Below are 22,934 nucleotides of genomic sequence, written 5' to 3' on the forward strand. Positions count from 1 at the left end.
CTATATTTTTACATTACTTGATTTGGCAAAAATTTCCTCATTTACTCTTCTCAATTCTTTCCAATCCAAAGTTTCCCCTAGGCTTAAATCCCGATAGAATTCCCTGAAATAACTGATGCATTCCTTTTTAAACAATTCCGGAGCAATACTTGAAGGGTAAATGGGCCTTGCTGTTGGACTGGAATATCGTTCTTTTTTGGAGAGTCTTTCCCCTTCCAGCCTCAAAATAGGTGCGGTATCTGTAAAATGTTCAGCTTTCCATGTTCTTTTGCTGTTTTCCATCCTGTTTAGCCTGTCACACAACAATTGCAAGTTTAATCTGGGAAAATGTTTGCGTGTGGTAGTTACCCAGGTGGTGTATTTATATTCCAACTCATAACGGTTGCCTGAATACAAACTCATAACCATATCTGCATGATTACTGCCGGCATATAAGCTGTAGTAATGCAAAGGTTCCTTGGCTTCTACTAATTGCATTTTTATATCGGAAATAGTCTTCCTTTGTATGTTTTGTTCCAATTGGGCTATTACACATTTATACTCCTCAGTTTCTTTTATTTTTTCTTCATTTTGGATCATTTCTGTGAAAGCTTCTAAAAAGTAATGGTATTTAGGCACACAGGCTTCCATTTCTTTTTCGGCTATTTCAGGTGCACCAAAAGGAGGATAAAATAAGCGCGCTTCTTCCTCATTGAGCAAGCAAACTATTTTTAATGCTTTTCTCCATTCAGAGTTTTTGAAGTCAATTTCCCGGAAATCGGCTATTTGCGCTATTTCAATTAATAGGTTTTTGTGCTTCAAAGCCAATTGAGGATTGAAAAGAGCCCACACTCCTAAAAATCCATCAATGTCATAGTGATTGTTGGTTACATAGCTCTTATTTAATTCGGGAATATCTTTTTCTATTGCTTTAAGCACAATTTCTGTACTTGTATCAGCTTCGCAACCTTCAGGAACGGGTGCTCCTCTCCAGTGTGATAAATCAAAGCCTTGTGGATGATGGGCATCCATTACTATTACTTCATGGGGATATTTTTTGACATCGTAAAAAGGTATGAAGGTTTTCATAGACTATTGGATGATTTTAAAACTTTTATAATGGCTGTCACAAAACTCTGTTTCATGACAGCCATCATTATAGATAAAAATAATCAGAACCTGATATTCATCCCTAGCAAGAAGTTGGTTCCTGCCTGAGGGTAATAGTAATTTTCACGCACTACGTATTCACCGCCTGAATAACCAAATGTATATCCATTGGACACATATTTTTCATTAAAAATGTTATTAACCATTAATTTCAGTTCTGCTGTTTTTATAAAAGGTAAGCTAAATTTATAAGAAGCTACAAAATCGCTTACCAAATAAGCATCGATAGCCCTTTCATCATTGGAAGTATTGTCCAAATATTGTTGGCCTACATATTTACCTAATAAAGAGAAACTAATGGGTTGTAGAGGTGTAAATGTTAAATCACCGCCAGCAATTAGATTTGGAGAGAAAGATATATCAGTGTTTTCGTAATCATTTCTTACGATGTTATATTCACTAAAATCGGCTCCATAATCATATAATATTTCAGTAAATTCTTCAATTTTATTATGACTGAAAGTGGCATTGGCATTCAATTGCAAAGAAGGCGTAATTTTTACAGATCCAATAAGTTCTATTCCCATTCTATAGCTATTGTCAACATTGGTTCTCACACTTGAACCTACATCATTCAAGGCTCCAGTAAGTACTAATTGATTTTTATAATTCATATAATAATAAACGGCCTCTATGCTGTAATTTTTATCTCTTTTTTTATAACCAACTTCCAAATCTCTTAAAGTTTCAGGTTGAGGTGTAACATCTTCAATTGCATCAATGAAATCGTTACGTACCGGCTCTCTGTTGCTTATGGCAAATGAAACATAAGCTGAGCTGTTGTTATCAAAAAAGTAGGAGAGGCCTGCTTTCGGATTAAAAAAGTTGTAATTATCTCCGGCATTTATTTCTCTTAAATCATTATCAACACCTACTGTTCTGTAATCGATACTACGAACCTGCAAATCTGCAAAAAGGTTGATTTGCTGATTAAGCTGGTAATTTGCTTTTAAGAATGAGTTGAAATCCGTTTTGAAGCCATTATTGTCATAATAGCGATCTCTTATTTCAGATTCTCCGGCAAACCTGGCCCAAATGATTTCCCCAAAGTGGTCACCATCATATTCATTATAGCCACCGCCTAATGTGATATCCAGCCCGTTATTATTATCATAATTTAAGCTATAGGTAAATCCATAGAAATGGTTGTCAAGCCATCTTCTTCTTATTAAATCAGTAGAGGATATTGTACTGTCCCCTATTTGTAAATCAGGTAAGTTGTAATCTTCAAAATCATCATCTGCTCTGTGTTGCTCATAATATCCTCTTCCATAGGTGTAATGAAGAGCCGCATTGGCCTGCAATTGTTTGCTAAACTGATGAGAAAGATGTAATTGATAATGATCCTGCTGATAGTTATCAGTTTCATTATCATATTGGTAGTAATTGTAAGTACGACCAGAATTCAGCAGGTTCTCTGCCTGCTCATCTGTGAATCCATTATTGGCAATAACTTCCTGCATTCCGGGAATATCATTTTCCAACCTTGCCTCAGGTGTGCCCCACCAGCTTTGATAAGTCTTTTCTTTGCCTCCAAAAGTGAGTGCTTTGAGAATGGTTTTATCGCCATAATAAGCACCGGAAAGAAAATAAGACTGTAAATCTGATGTAGCCCTGTCTATATAACCATCAGAATGGATATTGGAAAGCCTCCCCTCAAAAGCCCATCCACTATTCATGATGCCGGTATTGAAGATTACATTATGTCTGCGTGTGTTAAAGGAACCAAAGGAATTGTTCACTTCCCCAAAAGCTTCTTGTGCGGGCGTGCTGGTTTGCATATTTATAGACGCGCCAAAAGCCGCAGCGCCATTAGTGGAAGTTCCTACACCTCTTTGTATCTGGATATTGTTGACTGAGGAAGACAGATCAGGCATATTTACCCAAAAAGTGCCATGTGATTCGGAATCGTTAATAGGAATACCATTAACAGTGACATTAATTCTTGTACCATCACTTCCCCTGATACGAATACCGGTATATCCTACTCCGGCTCCCGCATCAGAAGTAGTTACTACAGAAGGCGTATAATTAAGCAAAATAGGCATGTCCTGCCCGAGGTTTTGCTTTTCCAAACGCTCCTTGCTGACATTGGTATAGGTAGTTGGTGTTTTTTCATCCGCCCGGGTGGCTGATACGATAACCTCATCTGTCATCCGGATGTCTTTTTCCATTTTAAATATAAGACTCAGATCACTATTTAATTGTATTTCCTTTTCTATAGGTTTATAGCCTATAAAGGAAACTTTCACTGTGTAAGTGCCTTCCGGAAGTTTATTGATGATAAACTCACCCTCTTCATCCGTCACATCTCCTTTATTTAATTCAGGAATAACTACTGAAGCACCAACTAAAGCCCCTTGTTCTTCTTTGTCCGTTACTGTGCCGGAAAGGCGTAATTGTGCCATGGAGTTAACCGCTAGCAGACAAAAAACTGTGGATAAACACCACCATTTGTTAAAGTGTAACATGTAATTTATTATTATAAGTTTAACATGTGAGAAGTGGGGTACTTACCTCTCTTTGTTTTCCTTAAACCGCTCCCTTCGACCGCATTACCGGCATCAGGTTCATTGGGTATAATCTCAGCCCGTGTATTAAGGCACCCCTAGCTTGTGAAAGCTAAATCTTTATTATCAGAGAATCTGTTTTATCAATAATTATTCAATCTATCTCTTTTTCAAATAAGCATGATTGAAACAGTATAATCTATATTAATTTTTAAATCTGTATTTCGGTATAAATTCCTACGCCCGCATTACCGGGATCAGGTTGTGGGTATGTTCTCAGCCCGTTATTATAAGGCACCCCTTGTTTGATACTACAAAGGTAGATTGGTTAATTGATTTTGACAAAAATTGTGGGGTTTATTTACAATTCGCATTCCATCCTGAATTCATCAAAATAATTATAGATATTTTACTTACTTTGTTAGTTAAATATAACCTATGAACAAGCAGCTTAGAAGCATATTAATCATACTGGCGATAATTATTGTCCCACTATTTATTTATGGCTATTTGCAGCTTCTATCACTTAATGAGGATGAACAAATGGCGAATGTCATTTATGAAAAGCAAATGGAAACAGTGCTTTTTTCATTGAATCAGTATGCTGATGATATGATGACACAGTGGGCGCGTGAACTGGATAATTCCGGCAGTGATATTTTCGAAAATGCCTCCAGACTAGTATTAAGTAATGAACCGATACAGTTATTATCCATCAATAATTTGGAGGCTGAGGTTGATTCTGTTTTCTATGGAGATTATGTAGATGAATCTCTTGATGCGAGACCATTTATAGAACAGTGGCTCTTTAAAAATGACACTACGCTTTCCCGGCTTACCCGCTATTTAAATGCTGGTTTTCAAAAAATTCAAGCTGTGGAGAATTGGGAATCCATCAAAGGATTAAGAGATAACCAGATGGGTATTACTTTTATGCAATATGATAATGATTCGACTTTATATAATGTGTTTATCTTATTGGAGCCCGAATTTTGGGTAGAGCAAGTGCTAGGTGCCAAAATGCAGGAAATTGCGACTGATAATTTTAGCGTAGCAGTTTTGTATGAAACGGAAAATACTGATCCTCGGATTATATATAGTACAGGAGATTTCAGGTTACCAAAAGAATACACACAAAGCAGCCTTTGGATATTGCCCGACATCCATTTAGCGATTCAAACAACCGGTGAAAGTTATTCTGCTTTAATAAGGGAGCGAAGCAGAAATAATCTCTTCTTTTTAATCTTTACCCTACTCACTGTTTTGGTGGGAATCTTTATCATTATCAGGAATATACGAAGTGCTTTAAAAATGGCGCAATTGAAATCGGACTTTGTTTCTAATGTGTCCCATGAAATCAGAACTCCACTGGCACTTATCAGGATGTATGCCGAAACTTTAATGTTGGGCAGAATTCCTTCCCCTGAAAAGCAACAGCATTATTATAATGTCATTTTTCATGAATCTGGCAGACTTACCTATTTGGTGAATAATATCCTGGATTTTTCCAGGATTGAGTCCAATAAGAAAACTTATCAATTTGAAGAAATTGATCTGAATGCATTGGTAGTAAATTTCTGCAAAAGCTATAGTTATACTTTTAACGAAAAAAATGTGAGTTGCCAGCTGAATTTAGCAGAAGGGGAACTCCCTGTTCTGGCGGACAGCCAGTCATTGGAAGAAGCGTTTTCAAACATAGTGGAAAATGCAATCAAATATAATGATAAGACTGTTCAGCTTGAAATGGAGACCAAAAGTGATGGTAAAAAAGCGTTTTTTAGTATCAAGGATAACGGTATAGGTATTCCCAAAAGTGAACAGGCTAAGATATTTGATAAGTTTTACAGGTTGGAAAGTGCCATGACCCAGAAAACCAAAGGAACAGGTTTGGGTTTAAGTTTGGTAAGGCATATCATGGACTCCCATAAGGGAGAAATCAAGATCCAATCTACTGTAGGAGTGGGTAGTACCTTTATATTAATATTTCCTTTAAATCAATCAGCATGAGTAAAATATTAATTGTAGATGATGAGCAGGCTATGAGAGAAGGGCTTTCGGATAATTTGTTGTTTGAGGGCTACGAAACGGTATTGGCTGAAAATGGGAAAGTGGCCCTGGAAAAAGCAAAGGAAGAGCATTTTGACCTGATAGTGTTGGATGTAATGATGCCGGAAATGTCAGGTTTTGATGTGTGCAGAAAACTGAGACAGTTGAATATTTTTACTCCGGTTATTTTGTTAACTGCCAAGGGTGAAGAGATTGACAGGGTGCTTGGCCTTGAGCTGGGAGGGGATGATTACATGACCAAACCTTTCAGTCTAAGGGAATTATTGGCAAGGATTAAGGCGATACTTAGGCGTACCCAAACAAGCGAATCCCAAAATAAGGCAGATGAGTTTATTAAAATTGGGTTAATGGAGGTTGATTTCAATAAGTACATAGCTAAAGTATCAGGTAAGGAATTGAAACTTTCTCATCGTGAGCTAGAAGTACTTCATTTCTTATTGAAACATAAAAACCAAATTGTAAGCAGAGATGATTTGTTGAAAAATATTTGGCAGTATGATGAATTTCCCACAACAAGGACAATTGATAACTTTATATTAAGATTAAGACAAAAAGTAGAGATTCATCCTAATGAGCCAAAAGTGATTTTAACGGTACATGGGATGGGGTATAAGTTGGTATGAGTTACTCGTGACATCATGTGACATTTGTTTACTTTCCAGTGACACACAGTAACATAGATAAGCTTTAGTTTGAATTATAAAACAAAACTAAAAGCTATGAGAACTTTAAAGATTACATTATGGATGATGCTTATGAGCATGTTTACTTACGCACAGGATTATATCTCTACAGAGACTGAGTTTGATAAAAGACCGATTGTTAAAATGAATTTGAATGGAGAAAATGTATGGGTATTATTGGATACAGGTTCTGAATACACCATATTAAATATGGATAGTCAGGATAAGTATCAATACAAAACTTATCCCTTAAGTCAAGCCAGGTATCAGGTTCAGGGAGTCGGGAAACAATTGATGCAGATGTATACTGTGAGAAAAGCTGTGATAACTTTTAACGAAATCCAATTAAAAGGAATAATTTTAGCTTATGATTTATCAAATGTAGCAAATTCCATCAAACAAAGAACCGGGAAAACCATTGCTGGTATAGTTGGTTTGGAGATGATGAGAGCCCATGGATTTGTTATAGATGTTGCAAACAACAAAGTGATTACTAAAAGTGGGAATCATAAGAAAAAAGTATTACAGAATGAAAAATCAACTTTAGCTGTTACAGCTAATTAAGGTATCGATGATAGACCGCAATGAGTAATTATAAAAAAACAATTTTCATTTTTCTCTTGGCTTCTTTACATTGTTTAGTAGCAGGTGCCCAGGTGAAAGGCGATTCCAAAACGGAAGATAATAGTATTATGAGTTGGATATGGGAACTCATGATGGAAGAAAAAAAATGGGATCATCCACATTATGTAAATGAAAATGTTTATCAGGATGTGGATCTTAAAAGAAGTATTGCAGGGCAGTGGAAATTTAGCATTGGGGATAATTTAAAATGGAAAAGTGCCAATTATAATGATAGTAATTGGGAACATATTTTGGTGCCTGCTGATTGGGAAAATGAAGGTTTCCACGGTTACGATGGCTATGCATGGTATCGCTTGCACTTTGATGGTAGATTATTGAACCCTAAAGACGTTAATTTTCTTATACTGGGCTTTATAGATGATGTAGATGAAACCTATATCAATGGAACTTTAATAGGGAAAAGCGGGCAATTTCCCCCACGATTCAGAACAGCTTATAATTCCAACAGGAAATATTATATTCCTACAAGTACTATCAATTTTGGTGGAGACAATGTACTTGCCGTGAGGGTGTATGATGATGGTGCTAATGGTGGGATTGTACGCGGAGAAATGGGTTTTTATACAGCCAAAACCCATAAAGGTTTATTACAACATTTGTATGGTGTTTGGAAGTTCAATACTCAAAATGAACCAAATTTTTATAGTGAAAAGATTGATGATTCCTGCTGGGAAGATATTTTAGCACCAGCATATTGGGATAATCATGGGTATAGAGCCTATGATGGTATAGCCTGGTACAGAAAAAACTTTCAATTGGATTTTAAACCGGATCAAAACAAGCGATACTATTTGATTTTGGGCAAAATAGATGATTTTGATGAAACTTACTTGAATGGTGTCAAAATTGGCGAAACCATTGATGGGAGAGCAGTAGGTGAAAGTAGATCCTACATTAAAACAAGGATTTATAAAATTCCACAAAACTTATTAAGACCTACTGGCAATAATATTGTAGCAGTAAAAGTCACTGATATTGGCATTGAGGGAGGTATCTATAAAGGGCCTTTAGGAATTGTTGAAGAGGCTGATTTGACCAATATATTGAGGGATAACTGATTTCTGCTGGAAGTATTTTCCCTGAATACCATCCTTTCAATACAGCTGACACCCCACTTCTTATTTGTGGTAAAGGTAAGAAAAGCCACCTTCTTCTCAGGCTTTTGATATCATATGAAAATCAATTAAGCTACAAGTAATGTATATTTAATTGGATATATTAAATATGCATTCGTACTTTTGTGGGTTGTAATTGTCTGATAATAAAAGTATTCCCAATCCAATAACTCTATGAATCGAATCTTTACTCTCCCAAAATCCATTTTTTATTTAATTTTTACTGTTGGTTCCATCTTAAATGTACAGGCTGCCGACTATTACTGGATAGGTGGTAGTGGTAACTGGAGTGAGCTATCCCATTGGGTTACAACCTCAGGAGGCAGCACTGAACACACTGTATTACCAGGTGAAACTGATAATGTGTATTTTGATGCCAATTCTTTTACTAACGATGGTCAGGTATTGACTATCGATCGAAGTATCGTCAGAGTAAGGGATTTTATTTCCGAGAACGTGACTTTTAATGTGACTTTCACAAGTGAAGTGGCTGATACTGATTTTGAAATTTATGGTTCTTTTAAAGTGCCAGCCAATGTTGTTTTAGAATGGCCGTATGCATTAGTTGATTTTCGCAGTGATGATGCAGGAAATGAAATTCTTGTTGAGAATGGAAAAGTTAATGCAGAAGGAACAGGCTCCTTCAGGTTTGCCGCTCAGGGAAGCTGGACTTTCTTAAGTGATTTGACAGCTACTTATTTATATCATACTGCAGGAGAGTTAATTTTAGGAGCCAATACTTTTAATTGTGAGTATTTTTGGCTTCAGTATAGCTCTCCTAAAATTCTTAATATTGATAATGCTACTATAAATGTGGAGCAATGGAGAACTTTGGGTGCTTCAGGGATAACTTTTCAATCAAACAACTCCATCATAAATCCTAGTAAACTGTTCGAGGGAATGGATTTAACCTATGGTACGGTGAATTTTAAAAGACCAGATAGTTTTTCTAATGATGTGGAAGTTTTTGGAAGTAATACCTTTAATAATTTCTCTGTTGCCAAAGATATTGCACTTGAACTTGAAGCAGGCACTACTCAAACTATTCTCACTTCTCTGGATTTCAATGGATTGGCTACTGAGGAGGCTAAAATATTATCTAGTGAACCTGGGGAGAAAACTTATTTTGCAGGTGAAGGAATAAATATTTCAGGTGATTATGCGAAAATTAAGGACAGTGACTTTCAGGGAACTGCTACATTTAATTTAGAAAACACAGTGGTCGATCTCAATTCCATTGGATGGGAAGTGAATAGCGTACCCATTCCTACAGGAAATGGGTCATTTTATTATTCAAAGGTTTATGGAGATAGTCTTTATATCGGATTATCTGCTGGAGGAGGCTCTGAAAGAATTATTTTTCTTAGGGAAGGAAGTTTTCCTGATGTGACAGTAGCTGATAATACTTCTTATACAGCAGATAGTGAGTTCGGCAATGGTTCATTAGTGGGTACCGGCACCTATGTAGTTTATCAAGGGAATGATAACCTGGTAAAGATTACTGGTTTAAATCCTGGTACAGAATATTATATGTCAAGGATGGAAGTGAATTCTACTCCTGATAACTCAAGTATAAAATATCAAAGTACCACCACCAGCTTTGCAAGAAGCGAAACCACGTTGGAAAGCGGAGTACTTTATATGAAGAATGGAAGCGCCACTGTAAACACTGGTGATTCGTTTTATGATGATGGTGGAAAAGGTTTTTTCTTTCCAAACCGGGAAAATGTACTTACTTTAAATTCCGGTGAAAGCGGTAAATCTGTGGAGCTTACTTTCAATGAAATGGAAGTCCGCTCTTATGAAAAATTAAGGATATTTGATGGAGCTGACACTACGGCTGCTTTATTGACTTCACTATCAGGAGATAGCCATACATTACCCTTAAAAGTAACTTCTTCTGGAGAAGCATTGACCGTGAAGTTTTATTCAGCAGATTTTGTTACCTCAGAATTTAGCTTGTATGGATGGCAAGCGGATGTGGCTTTGATTTTTGCAGCTCCTACTATTGGTTCATCCAATCGTGTTATAAATTCTTTTACTGATACATCTATCAATTTTGGTTTCACAAAAGGTGATGGTGATAGTAGATTAATTGTGGCGAAACAGGGCAATTCTTCCATACAGTTTACTCCGACTGAAAATACTACTTACTCTTCCAATACTAATTTTGGCTCAGGTCAGGACCTGGGCAATGGTGAATTTGTTGTTGCTTTTTCTGACATCAATAACCTAACTCTCACGAATTTGACATCAGCGACTGATTATACCATTAAGATATGGGAATATAACGAAAGTGGTGGATTAAAAGCTTTCAAGACATCTGGTTATCAATTTAATATAAATAACAACGAAGTTGCACCCGAAGAGATTACAGATTCTTATAATGTAGTATTTAGAGAGCCTTACTTCATTAAAAATGATAAATTAGATATTAGAATAAATTATTCTCTAAGTAGTGGGGATTATCCTTCTGATAGAAAAATACTAGTTTTGGCAAGTGAAGATCCTGTGAACATAGCAGATCTCGAAAGTACATTAGTGGATGATTTCAGAGTGAATGCAAATAATGAATTTGGTTCTGGAGATGAAGTGCTCACCGGAGTATTTGCAGTTCATAATAGTTCTTATACATACTTTGAGCTTAATGGTCTTTCGCCTGAAACACAATATCATCTATATGTAGTCTATTTAAGAGAAAATGGAGCCGGTACCAGGTACGGGTTTAATAATGTAGGATATAATACATATACAACCAAAGAAAGTAATGCAATATTCTTAGGAGAAGCCAACACATCTGTTGATGCTGTAAAAGTATTATACAATCCGACTGGCTTTGGCAGAATAACCCAGGAGTCTTTTGTGGAAACCTATTTCCCGGCAAACCCTGGTGAAAAATTATCCTTTTTAGCTACACTTATAAACCTGGGGTCTGCTGAACAATTTCCTTTTGTCATTTATGACGGATTAAATACTTCGGCTCCTGTTTTAGCAGATTTTAGTGGTTTCAGTTCATCTGATGATCATAATTATTTACCTATAACAGCAACAAATTCTGAAGGTGCTTTAACAATCCATTATGAATATACTGGTGGTGGATTCGGTTATAATGGAGATCCTCTAGGTTTTAGAAGTTTATTGTACGTTTATGATGACGGATTAAGTACTCCCACTGAAAAAGTTAAGAATATAACTGTAAATGATATAACTAAAACAACAGCTAATATTGGATGGGAAAGAGGAGGTGGAGATAATGTTATGGTTATTTTGAATAGAGAGGGATATGAAAAAGCTCAAATAGTAAATGGTTTAACCCATCTGGCAGCCAATGATTTGAGTGAGGAAATATCAGCAGGAAATTATGCCATTTATAGTGGGAATGGAGAGTCAGTAAATCTTACTCAGTTAATTTCCGGAACAAAGTACACGCTAGATTTTTATGAGTTTAATGGTAGTGGGAATAAAATCACTTACGGAGAGCCTGTAAGTTATAGTTTTATAACTGAGACCAGCAGACCTTCACTGGCCTCAACTGATCTTAAATATGAAATTACAGATTCAGAGACTGTTAGGTTAAGTTGGGAGAATGGAGATGGTGAAAATAGAATAGTGATCGCACAAAGTTATACAGGACTTGATTTCGAAAAGAAGGATTATGATGGTAAAGATTTCGAAGCGAACTCTAATTTTGCAAATGGAAAAACTTATATAGATTCGGATTTTGATGAAATCAAAGTGCTATATAATGGAACAGGAAACTTTGTAGATGTAACAGGTCTTTCTAATGACTATTACTATCAATATCGTGTATTAGAATATAATGGTAGTGGATTGACTGCGAATTATCTTGCTTCAGACGTCTCACAATTTTCTTTGTTGCCTGAAACGCCCACAGCAAATGTTACTGATGCAGAACTTTATAATATAACTGCTTCAACTGCTAAGTTAAGCTGGACAAGAAGCGTTAATTCTTCTAGTATAGTGTTTTTAAGTGAAGACCCTAATGCTGTTCTGGAATTAGAAGATGGTATTTACAATAACTATACAATTCAAAACTTTAAGCAGTCTAATGGCTATGTAGTTCACGCTAATGATAGGTATTCTAATGATATATTGATCTCAGATTTAAGAGCAAGTACAACCTACTATGTTTCAATATATACCGCTAATGACTTTAGCAGTCAAATTTATAGTATTAATAGAGAGAATGTTCCGAAATTGACACTTACAACCACCTCTACTAAAGATTTTTACTGGGTAGGTGGTGATGGTGATTGGGCAGATCCATCTCATTGGGCCAAAACAAGCGGAGGAGGAGTTCTGCATGATACTATTCCTACCTCCGGAAGCAAAGTATATATAGATGAAAATTCATTTTCGGATACCGATCAAGGATTTATAAATATCTTAGATAATGTCTCTTTATATGCCCTATCTACTGAAGGATTAAATAAGTCGATTTTATTAAACAATTATGATAGCCTGGAGAATTACAAAAGAGATAATAGGTTTATTGTGTCAGGTGATTTTATCTTGTCGGATTCCATCAGGAGTGGAATTGATAAATATATTTTCAATGGGGTTGAAAGACAGAGTAGAATAAGTTTATCGAATAATTTAGGAAGTAATAGTTATTTGAGTATTAATTTAAGTCAGACTAGCCCTGCTAATGAAATATTAATTGATTCATTACCAAAGAGGATTTGGTATTTTGCTGTAAATGACTGCAAAATTACTTTTAGTAAACCCTATGAGCTAATGGAAGTCATAGATTGGAGTGATAGGAATACGGAAATGATTAATCCTCCAAAAGCGGTAAGGACAAACTATTTGAGGTCTGATCAAAGGTTTCTTAAGCTATATCCTAGATATAATTATTCAACATTTATCATTTCAGGTTCTCCAACCATTGATAGCCTTTTTATAGGAAGTAATGATTTGCAAATCGTTCCATCTGCTCACCTAACGGTCAATGCAATCGCTAATGAAGGGAGTGAATTTTTTATCTATTCAGGAAGTAAGCATGAGCAGGGTTACATTTCAACAGAAAAAGATTCATTGATCATAGAAAATGTGGAGGTATTTAATAGCCATGCAATAGGTGAGGGTAAAATAATTGCTAAAAATGCTGTCTTGTATGATAATACTGATGGATGGTATCTTGATGGAATTAAACAACCTTCAACGCCTTCAAGTCCGCAGAAACCGTATTTATCCTATGGTGACTCAACAAATATTCATGTGAAATGGCCTCAACTATCAGTAGGTAAACCTTTGCTGTTAATTTGGAAGGATGAAGCAGGAACTGAGACACCTGTCAATAATTCGGTTTATCCTTTAGTGAATGATTTTGAATCAGCTACTCTTCTGGGCAGAGCCCGCGTATTCGATTTAAATGACTTGAACCAAGTTAAATTGTCAGGATTACAACCATCCACAACTTATAAAATGGCTCTATATGCTTACAATAAATATGATACAATGATTAGCTACAGTAGCCGTAGTAGTGTCTTTGAATTCAAAACTGCTGATATACACGATTCTTATGTACAGGATTCATTTGATCATCAAATTATAGCACAAGGGCAAACTCTCTATTCTTCAGAAGGCATAGGATATCAACATGAGGGATTAGAACTTCAAAAAGCTACCATATTGGCTGATGCTAATAATAAACAAGTCGCTTTTAGAGTAGCTTATTCTGAAAATAACATCATGAGATTGTCATTATATCCTGAGGATAGTAATGAGGAATTAGTGAATTTCGCAATTAGCGTTTTTGCTGATCCTGAATTTCTGGACAGTACTTATATAAGCCCTTCAGTAGGGAAAGGGTTTAAAGTTAGCTTATATAAAAATGGAGGGTCATCTGCGAATCCATTAGGACCAAAATTTTATATCCAAAGTGTTAATGGTCAATTAAGTGAGGAACCTTTAAGTATCGTAGAGGAATTTCAGGTGCTGCAAGCAACAGATAGCTCCCTTGAATTATCCTGGAATGCTTTAGCGGAAGAGAAGGTACTCATTATTGCAAGTGAGTCCGCTAATATAAATACTATACCAGAGGACTACTTTACCTATCGTGCCGACTCAATATTTAAAGCCGGAGATCGATTGAATACACATGATTATGTAGTTTATAATGGGAATGGTAATAGTTCCACTGTTATTGGCTTAGATCATAATACAGAATATTCTTTTAAGGCCTTCTCTTATCATCAGGAAGCAAATCTAACAACTGATCCCAACTATAAAACAGATACTGCTGCTTTTATTTCAGCTAAAACCTTAATCAAAGTTCCTGAAGGTGGCTTGGAAGAAATGGATCTCAGTGAGTTTACCAGCAAGAGTATGAGGATTTCCTATACAGGTTTTGAGGCTGATGGATCAGTGGTTTTTGTCTCTGAAACGCCTGACTTTGATTTTGCTCCAAACGATTCGATTGAACTTAATTCTTTTAATTACAATAATAGTTATAGCAATGCCCCTGAAGTAGCTGAAGGAGTAAAAATGTTGTATGCGGGGAATCAAAAAACCGTTGATTTTATTTCTTCCGGTTTTGCCGAGAGTAAAAATTACTATTATAAAGTTTTTCTATTCAATGGGAATCGATATGAAAAGAAGTTTAACACCTCCGATTTCCTTTATGATTCAGCCAGAACTATAGAAGCTACTTTTGAAATCACCAGTTTAGAAAGTAACGTACTTTGCCCGGCATCGGAGCTAAATATCAATTATCAGTATACTGGTGTTAATTATACTGGACAACCATCTAAAGCGATAATTTCTGCAAATGAATCGATGATAGATGCTGTTGAATTATCAATTTTGGATTCGGCTGATTTTGGTATGACAATCGAAATACCCGATAATTTACCGTTAGGTGATTACTATATGGCAATTGTTCCTGATAGTGGAGATTTTGAAGTGTTCCCACAGGCTGTTTCAATTGAGGAAGTGTCTATTCCAATAATTATTCGGGAAGCGGATCAATTAATAGCTGATACTGAGGAAAATATCCATTGGCTCAGAAACAATGTTTTAATGGATAATGAAACCGATTCGATTCTTTATTTAACAGAGGAGGGTGAGTATGTTGCGATCAGGGCATTTGCTAATTGTGAGTATACATCCAATAGTATCTATGTGAAAGCACGCGTATCATTTGAAAGTGATACATTGACAACTTGTGTTAATCAGGAAGTTACTTTTAACTATCAAACTTTTGGGAGCTTAAGTGATGTATCGGATTATATTGCTATACTTTCAAATGACAATAGCCAGATTGATGTAGAACTTTCAGAATTAAATATTGAGGAAAATTATTTCAACCTGAACTTACCTGAAGATTTAGTTACTGGTTATTACACAATCACTCTGAAGGAGGCAGCTGACAGTATAGAATCGGGAAGTAAAACGATCTATGTGGAAAATTATGAACCGGTTGTTATTACCGTGACAGAGAATGGCCTTATGTCTAATTATGTAGAAGGAAACCAATGGTATTTCAATGGAACGGAAATACCGGGTGCAACAGGGCAGGCAATAGCTTTGGACAGATCCGGAGCTTATTCAGTAAGGGTGGACACAGAGTTGTGTAGTTTCTTCTCTGAGGATATAGCCCTGACCTCCAACAAGAAAGGACTGGCTGCTGTTGGCTTTAAAGCTTATCCTAACCCAGTAAGAGACCAGTTTCATATAAAATACATGGGAGATAATCTTGCTAAGGTAAAAATCGTAGTTTCCAGCCTTACGGGTAAGTTAGTCCATTCCGAAAATTTTGATTTTAGTCAAAGAAGGAAAGTGGAAATACCTATGAATGAATTGGAATCGGGAGTATATTTTATCACAATAGAAACTCCAGATTTCCGGGTAGTAGAAAAGGTGCTGAAGAAATAGGTAATTGCCTCACAAACTGTAATAAGAAAAGGGACTCAGTCCCTTTTCTTATTTTCAATTATTTCAACTTCCTCAATAGCATTTTGAAGTCTTTTTTCTTTGCCGGAAATGATTGAATAATCAAATCCGTAAGCTTCTAATTCTTCCTGGTATCTGTTAAAAAGTAATTCTCTTATAGTAGGATTTTCCCTCAAGGGATCTGCCTCCCATGGTAAATCAGGCTTACACAGTAAATAAAATTGATAAGGATTAGTTTCAATTTGTTGGAGTACCCAGGGATGACATTCCCCATATTTCACTTCATACCAAACCTTCATCATAATCAAGTCTGTATCGCAGAATAATAAGTTTTTGGCAATGGACATCATTTTATCTTCCCAGATAACCATTCCTTTACTAATGGCTAGCAAATCTGCCCGGCTGTAGTCAGGCCCGTTTTCCTCCAGGTATTTACGGCCATATTCCGGCACGAAGGGTTCATTAAAATGATGGGCCAATCCTTGTGAAATCGTACTTTTCCCTGTGCTTTCAGGCCCTATGATGGCTATTTTATTCATCCTTTTTGCTTTTGATAGGATCTGCGCCATTTTACATAACCAAAAATAGCAATAATAACATAAGCAGTAAATAGAAGGGAGGTGAGATAAAGCTCTCTTTGAAAAAAGATGTAAGCCCCCACGGCATCAATCACTATCCAGTACAACCAGTTTTCCAGCACTTTTCTAGTGACCAGTATAGTAGTAAATATGCTGAAAATAGTAGTGAAGGAATCTAAATAAGGGAGTTGGGCATTGGTTTGGTTGACCAAAATATAACCCAGAGCGACAGTAAGAATTAATCCGGCAACAATGAACAGACTGTGCTGTATGGGTTTCATTTTTGAAACAGGTAAATCTCCTTTTTTTCCTGGATTACGCCAGTGCCACCAACCATAAATAGTAGTACCTAAATAGTAAAACTGTAAGCCCATTTCCGCATACAGTTGTACCTGATAGCAAATAATAATGTAAATTGATACTCCTACCAGGCTTGCAGGCCAGCACCAAATACTTTCTTTGGCGGCAAAAAATATATAAAGTACACCAAAAAAAACACCAAAGCCTTCCAGCCAGCTCATGGCTAAAAGTCCATGGTACAATTCTTTCAAAATATCCATCTGCTAAATCATTTATTCCTACGCCTGCATTATCAGGATCAGGTCCAGGGTATATTCTCAGCCCGCTATTTTAAGGCACCCCTTATTATTTGGCTAAGGTAGGGGGATATTTTGATTTCACCAAGAAGAAGTCAATGCCATTGAGTTAAGACAATCATCCTTCTCTCTTAGGAGAAGGGTCAAAGGATTTACCTGCCAGCATATGGCTGGAGGTTTAAATAAAAGCGTAAATTAATAGCATTGAAGAAGGATTAAGGAGATACTTTTATTCCTCCTTATACTTTTGTTTAAGATTTACAGACTTCGTTTTCTTACTCTTCATCCTTAAATTTAGCACTTCTACCACTAATGAGAAGAAGATAGCGAAGTAAATATAACCTTTTGGCACATGTACATGGAATCCTTCAATAAATAACAACACACCAATCATTAATAAGAATGATAGGGCTAACATTTTTACTGTTGGATGTTTGTTAATGAAATTACTGATGCTTTTTGCAGCTACCAACATTATCACTAAAGAAATTACAACAGCAATTACCATAATCCAGATATTATTAACCAAACCAACGGCTGTTAGTATAGAATCAAAAGAGAAGACAATATCCAGTAAAATGATTTGTACGATCACAGCTTTAAAAGTACTGAGCTTTTTCTTTTCCCCTTCGTGCTCTTCTTCCCCTTCTAATTTTTGATGAATCTCTGTGGTACTTTTATAGATCAGGAATAAACCTCCAAGCATTAAAATGAGATCGCGGCTCGTAAGTGAAAAATCAAACACTGTAAATAAAGGAGCTGTTAATCCCACTAACCAGGTGATGGCGAATAAAAGGGCAATACGCATAAGGAGTGCCAAAAACAAACCTAATTTACGTGCCTTGTCTTGTTGGTTTAGCGGAAGCCGATTACACAATATTGAGATAAAGATGATATTATCAATGCCCAATACAATTTCCATTAAAGTAAGGGATAGTAGGCTTATTAATGCATCAAATGTTAAAAGGGATTCCATAGGTTAATTTTAAGCTTTAATAGTTAAAGTGGGATTTCTACTTTGGGTAATTTCGCGTATTAAATAGTCATTGAGAATGTGAGGGGAGGATGATGGTAAAAGTAGTTCCTTCTCCCAGGGTACTATCAAGTTTTATGTCACCTTTCAAGCGTTCAACAGCTCTTTTCAATATAAATAAACCTAGTCCTGTTCCTTCTGCGGAATTGTTGGCCCGGTAAAACATATCAAATATTTTCTGCTGGTGTTCCTGTGCAATTCCCTGTCCATTGTCTATTACCTTAATTACAATGTCTTTCTTTTTTGAGTCTACAGAAATATGTATGGTACATTTCTTTTTCTCTTTATCAATGTATTTAACACTGTTTTCAATAAGATTTTGCAGAATAGTATTTACGATATACCATTCGGAAGAGAAACTGAGATTACTCTGCACCTCAATTTTAAAATGTATCTTGTCAAAATTGGGGAGATAAGTGTAGGCAGTTATACAATTGTCAATGATCTCATAGAAATTGATTACTGTTCTTTTTATCTCTCTATAGTTTAATTCAGTAATGTTGATGAGTTCCATTACGATCATGTTCAATCGTTTGATCTGGTTTTCATACATCCTGAAATATTGCAATGCTTTTTTATCAGTAATATCTCGTTTGGCCAAATCACTTAACCCCAGTAGAGAAGCAATAGGCCCTTTCAAATCATGCGATACTCTATAGAAAAAGGAATCCATTTCCGTATTCTTTTTTTCGATGATAGAAGCAAGTTCTATCTCCTTTTCAGCATCTTTTTCATTGTCTTCAATTTTTGTAAGCACCTGATAGCTATCTATCATATTCTGGATATATTTTTTGTCGAACGACTCTTTTATCTCTACATATTTTTCCAGATGATATAGCGATTTCGTTTTGTCAGAGTCTTTATATACAACATATAAAAGGTGATGGCATTTATAAAGTGATTTGATGAGTTGATGTTCTTCGGCTTTCTCAATAGCTATTGTTAAAATGTCAATAGCTCTTTCAGCTTCATTCTTGGCCACATAAATACTCCCTAATTGCTCATAAGATTGAACAATTCCAGCCGGGTTATCCTCGGAAGTATACAATTCCAATGAGAGAGTAAAATCACTCTCCGCTTTTTGAAAGTTATTGTTTTTTAAGTGAATTTTTCCGCTTATGAAATAGGCCCTGGCAAGTCTTTTCTTGTTTTCAAATTCTTTCTTGAGTTGAATGCTTTTTTCAATATATCCGGAAGCCTTTATTGTTCTCTCAATTTTTTGGTGTAAATCACCTAGACAAAGATAAGCCTCTGCTTCCAGAAATTTGTCATTAGTATTTTTACTAATTTCCAATGCATCATTGTAAGTAGTGAGTGCATTCTTAAAATCTTTAAACTCCTCGTAAATATTTCCGATGAGGCATAAAGTAAGGCCTTGTTTATTGAATTCACTAATCTTTTTGTACAGCAATGTTGCATCCAGCAAATAGGGGATGGCTTCACTCTGCTTTTGTTGATGCAATAAAGCTTTGGCAATATTTAATTGGGCATCGGCATTTCCCTTGTCATAACTTATTTTTTTAGATAAGATAAAAGCCCTGTCAGCCAAACTTTTAGAGGTATTGTATTCTTTATTTCTTCTTTGCAAAAAGGATAAAAGGTTTAAGCCATTGGCATGAATATCACTTTTTTCCTTGATTTTTTGACTTTTGAACAATGCTCTTTCAGCAAGGCTTACTGCTTGAACAATATCTCTTGAAGAGACATCAAATGCTGTCTCCAATAAGGACTTTATCTCATCTTTTAAAAGGGTGTGAGTTTCCAAAAATAAGCTTTTACTCTAAGGTGTAAAATACAAATATACTATCAAATATTATATTCATCATCATCTCCGGATGATTCTTCCATATTTAACATACTGCTCAACAAGTCCTTAAAGCTATGTCCGGTGGCTAATCTATGTTTACTCAACAGGCTGTATTCAGCCAAACCGTGCAATGCAAATTCCATTAAAAAATACAGGTCTCTGTCTGAAATATTCTTGTGTTTGCTTTTGACCAAATCTTCCAACCCGGAAATACTGTTTAATTTCTTATAATATTCCTTTACCGGCTCATCATTGAAAATATCTATATGGTTACCATCATTAAACCATTTGCTAATAGGTTTATATGGGTTTTTCAACTCTCTGCTTTTCCGTAATTCTTCCGGGTTCGGGAAAAACTCCACAAATTTAGTTCTAATAGCTTTTCCTATGAGTGTTTGGGCCACAATTCCCGGGCCTTCTTGCTCACCTTCATAAACCAACTCTACTTTACCGGTAATAGCAGGAATTACACCTATAAAGTCGGTCATTCTCACAAATGTTTTCTTTTCCTTATTTACCAAAGCCCGCCTTTCTGCAGCGCTTATCAAGCTTTCATAGGCTGAAATGGTTAATCTGGCGGAAACTCCACTTTTTTCATCAATATATTCGCTTTTTCTGGCTTCAATGGCTATTTGCTCTACTAAATCCTTTACCAGATCATTCATTTCCACCATTTCTGATTGCTCTGGTTTAATGGCAGATTCCTGCTCAGTTATTTTTCTTCCGATTGCAATAGAACCCGGGTAGTGTGTGATAATCTGGGCGTCTATCCTGTCTTTCAAGGGAGTAATTATGCTTCCACGGTTAGTGTAATCTTCTGGGTTGGCAGTAAACACAAACTGTATGTCGAGAGGCAGCCTTAATTTAAACCCCCTGATTTGGATGTCTCCTTCTTGTAAAATATTGAACAATGCCACCTGAATCCTGGCTTGCAAATCGGGTAGTTCATTAATAACAAAAATGCCACGGTGCGATCTGGGAATAAGACCGTAATGTATCACTCTTTCATCGGAATAAGGTAATTTCAAGGTGGCTGCTTTGATAGGATCCACATCGCCAATTAAATCCGCTACAGAGACATCAGGTGTAGCTAATTTTTCTGTATACCGTTCATCTCTGTGCATCCATTGGATGTCTGCATCATCTCCTTTCTCTTGAAGTATATCTTTTGCTCCCCTGGAAATAGGATTTAAAGGATCATCATTAAGCTCTGTGCCGGACAATACAGGAATATATTCATCCAACAATAAGGTCATCATTCGTGCAATCCTTGTTTTTGCCTGTCCTCTAAGGCCCAATAAATTGATATTATGTCTGGAAAGAATGGCGCGTTGAATGTCCGGAATCACAGTGTCTTCATAGCCCCATATGCCTTCAAATACATTCTCCCCTTTGCTCATTTTAGCTATTAGATTTCTTCGAAGTTCTTCTTTTACGGGCTCAGGTACATATCCTGATTTCTTTAGTTCTTTGAGTGTGGTGATTTGTAATCTATCGGAACTTTTAATGCTTTGGTAGCTCATGTTTTACGTATATGGATTCTAAAAATAAATTACAACAATGTTTGTCATTTCCTCGATAGCCCCGATAGCTATCGGGGGGGTATTTTCAAGTTTTATAAATGATTCTCGTGTAATTGCCTAATAGGCTCTATTTAATATCTTTTTTTTCTGTTTCTCTTATAATCTTCAAATACTAAATCTCCTAGTCCTTGCAGGCTACTATAATAAGCATTTCCATTATTTACTGTAGTGAATTCTTGCACGAATTCTTGTAAATAAGGATCTGATGCAATCATAAAAGTTGTAATCGGTATATTTAACCTCCTGCATTGTGCACTAAGGTTGAGGGTTTTATTCAATATTTTAGGATCTAGTCCAAAACTGTTTTTGTAATATTTAATTCCTTGTTTCATACAGGTGGGCTTCCCATCTGTAATCATGAAAATCTGTTTATTCTTATTTTTTCTTCTCCGCAATAAATCCATAGCCAATTCCAAACCTGCTATTGTATTGGTGTGGTATGGCCCAACTTGTAAATAGGGCAAATCTTTAATTTCAATTTGCCATGCATCATTGCCGAAGACAATAATATCCAATGTGTCTTTTTTGTATTTTTTAGTAATGAGTTCAGCCAATGCCATGGCTACTTTTTTAGCAGGTGTTATCCTATCTTCACCATACAAAATCATGGAATGTGAAATATCTATCATCAATACAGTGGAAGTTTGGGTTTTATATTCGCTTTCCACCACTTCCAGATCATCTTCTGTAAGCTGAAAATCACCTAAACCATGATTGATTTGTGCATTTCGTAATGAATCGGTCATAGAGATTTGGTGTAATAAATCGCCAAATTCATAATCACGTCTGTCTGTACCAGGCTCTTCACCTAGTCCTATGAAATGGGTTTTATGCTCTCCTTTTCCTGATTTCTTTAATTTGCCAAAAATTTCTTCCAGCGCACTTTTCCTAATCGATTGTTCTGTTTTCGCAGTAATTTTAAAAGAACCATCCGGGGTTTTATCTGTAATAAAACCTTTATTCTTCAAGTCTTCTATAAAATCACCAATGCCATAATCAGAGGTACTGATATTATATTGTTTATCAATATTGGTAAGCCAGCTGAGCGCTTCTGATACATCGCCTCCTGTAATCAATAACAATTCATTAAATATATTGAATAGCTGATCAAATGTGGTGTCTGATAAATCTTTGTGAGCTAAATATTTAGTGAAGCGGTATCCTATCATAATGATATATAACTAAAATATAGAGTGGAATGTTACTGAATGGATAAAATTAAAAGTAGCAACATTTAAAATCTCTTTCCTG

General features: G+C 35.9%; 13 protein-coding genes and 2 riboswitches. Of the genes, 5 read left to right on the forward strand and 8 right to left on the reverse strand.

Annotation, left to right across the window (positions count from 1 at the left end; all coding sequences use genetic code 11):
* Together JKA74_RS16340 and JKA74_RS16345 are read right to left on the reverse strand one after the other, a co-directional pair.
* A complete protein-coding gene (locus JKA74_RS16340) occupies positions 1–1,068 on the reverse strand; it encodes a DUF6687 family protein (RefSeq protein WP_201432300.1) in 1,068 nt (355 codons plus the stop codon).
* A gap of 83 nt (positions 1,069–1,151) precedes the next feature.
* On the reverse strand, positions 1,152–3,557 hold the full coding sequence (locus JKA74_RS16345; protein ID WP_236587865.1) for a TonB-dependent receptor: 2,406 nt from the start codon (positions 3,555–3,557) through the stop codon (positions 1,152–1,154).
* Positions 3,558–3,672: 115 nt separating this feature from the next.
* A riboswitch (TPP riboswitch) is annotated at positions 3,673–3,769 on the reverse strand.
* Between the two features lie 328 nt (positions 3,770–4,097).
* Here JKA74_RS16345 and JKA74_RS16350 point away from each other — a divergent pair.
* The 5 genes from JKA74_RS16350 to JKA74_RS16370 all read left to right on the forward strand — a co-directional run bounded on the left by JKA74_RS16350 (position 4,098) and on the right by JKA74_RS16370 (position 16,068).
* Positions 4,098–5,666, forward strand: a complete 1,569-nt coding sequence (locus JKA74_RS16350; RefSeq protein ID WP_201432302.1) for a sensor histidine kinase — start codon at positions 4,098–4,100, stop codon at positions 5,664–5,666.
* Positions 5,663–6,349, forward strand: coding sequence for a response regulator transcription factor (locus tag JKA74_RS16355; RefSeq protein ID WP_201432303.1), 687 nt, complete (start codon positions 5,663–5,665; stop codon positions 6,347–6,349). The genes JKA74_RS16350 and JKA74_RS16355 overlap by 4 nt, the downstream gene beginning before the upstream one ends.
* 96 nt (positions 6,350–6,445) lie before the next feature.
* Positions 6,446–6,973: an aspartyl protease family protein gene (locus JKA74_RS16360; RefSeq protein WP_201432304.1), complete on the forward strand. Its 528-nt coding sequence runs from the start codon at positions 6,446–6,448 to the stop codon at positions 6,971–6,973.
* A gap of 20 nt (positions 6,974–6,993) precedes the next feature.
* Positions 6,994–8,112, forward strand: a complete 1,119-nt coding sequence (locus JKA74_RS16365; protein ID WP_201432305.1) for a beta galactosidase jelly roll domain-containing protein — start codon at positions 6,994–6,996, stop codon at positions 8,110–8,112.
* A 231-nt stretch (positions 8,113–8,343) separates the two neighbouring features.
* Positions 8,344–16,068, forward strand: a complete 7,725-nt coding sequence (locus JKA74_RS16370) for a T9SS type A sorting domain-containing protein (protein WP_201432306.1) — start codon at positions 8,344–8,346, stop codon at positions 16,066–16,068.
* A gap of 35 nt (positions 16,069–16,103) precedes the next feature.
* On the opposite strand, the gene JKA74_RS16375 is transcribed toward JKA74_RS16370, so the two are convergent.
* The 6 genes from JKA74_RS16375 to JKA74_RS16400 form a co-directional block, all read right to left on the reverse strand.
* Positions 16,104–16,625 (reverse strand): AAA family ATPase, encoded by a 522-nt coding sequence (locus JKA74_RS16375; protein ID WP_201432307.1) that lies wholly within the window; start codon positions 16,623–16,625, stop codon positions 16,104–16,106.
* A complete protein-coding gene (gene pnuC / locus JKA74_RS16380; protein WP_201432308.1) occupies positions 16,622–17,224 on the reverse strand; it encodes a nicotinamide riboside transporter PnuC in 603 nt (200 codons plus the stop codon). Before pnuC ends, JKA74_RS16375 begins: the two co-directional genes overlap by 4 nt.
* Positions 17,222–17,317, reverse strand: a riboswitch (TPP riboswitch). It overlaps the preceding gene by 3 nt.
* A 172-nt stretch (positions 17,318–17,489) precedes the next feature.
* On the reverse strand, positions 17,490–18,236 hold the full coding sequence (locus JKA74_RS16385; RefSeq protein WP_201432309.1) for a TerC family protein: 747 nt from the start codon (positions 18,234–18,236) through the stop codon (positions 17,490–17,492).
* Positions 18,237–18,303: 67 nt separating this feature from the next.
* The gene (locus tag JKA74_RS16390) at positions 18,304–20,058 is read right to left on the reverse strand and encodes an ATP-binding protein (RefSeq protein ID WP_201432310.1); all 1,755 of its coding nucleotides are present in this window, start codon (positions 20,056–20,058) and stop codon (positions 18,304–18,306) included.
* Positions 20,059–20,099: 41 nt separating this feature from the next.
* Complete coding sequence (locus JKA74_RS16395) at positions 20,100–21,623, reverse strand: sigma 54-interacting transcriptional regulator (protein ID WP_201432311.1); 1,524 nt, start codon at positions 21,621–21,623, stop codon at positions 20,100–20,102.
* 131 nt (positions 21,624–21,754) lie between these two features.
* On the reverse strand, positions 21,755–22,852 hold the full coding sequence (locus JKA74_RS16400) for a vWA domain-containing protein (RefSeq protein ID WP_201432312.1): 1,098 nt from the start codon (positions 22,850–22,852) through the stop codon (positions 21,755–21,757).
* Between the last annotated feature and the right edge of the window lie 82 nt (positions 22,853–22,934).

Source organism: Marivirga aurantiaca (assembly GCF_016679925.1).
GTDB classification, from domain to species: Bacteria; Bacteroidota; Bacteroidia; order Cytophagales; family Cyclobacteriaceae; genus Marivirga; species Marivirga aurantiaca.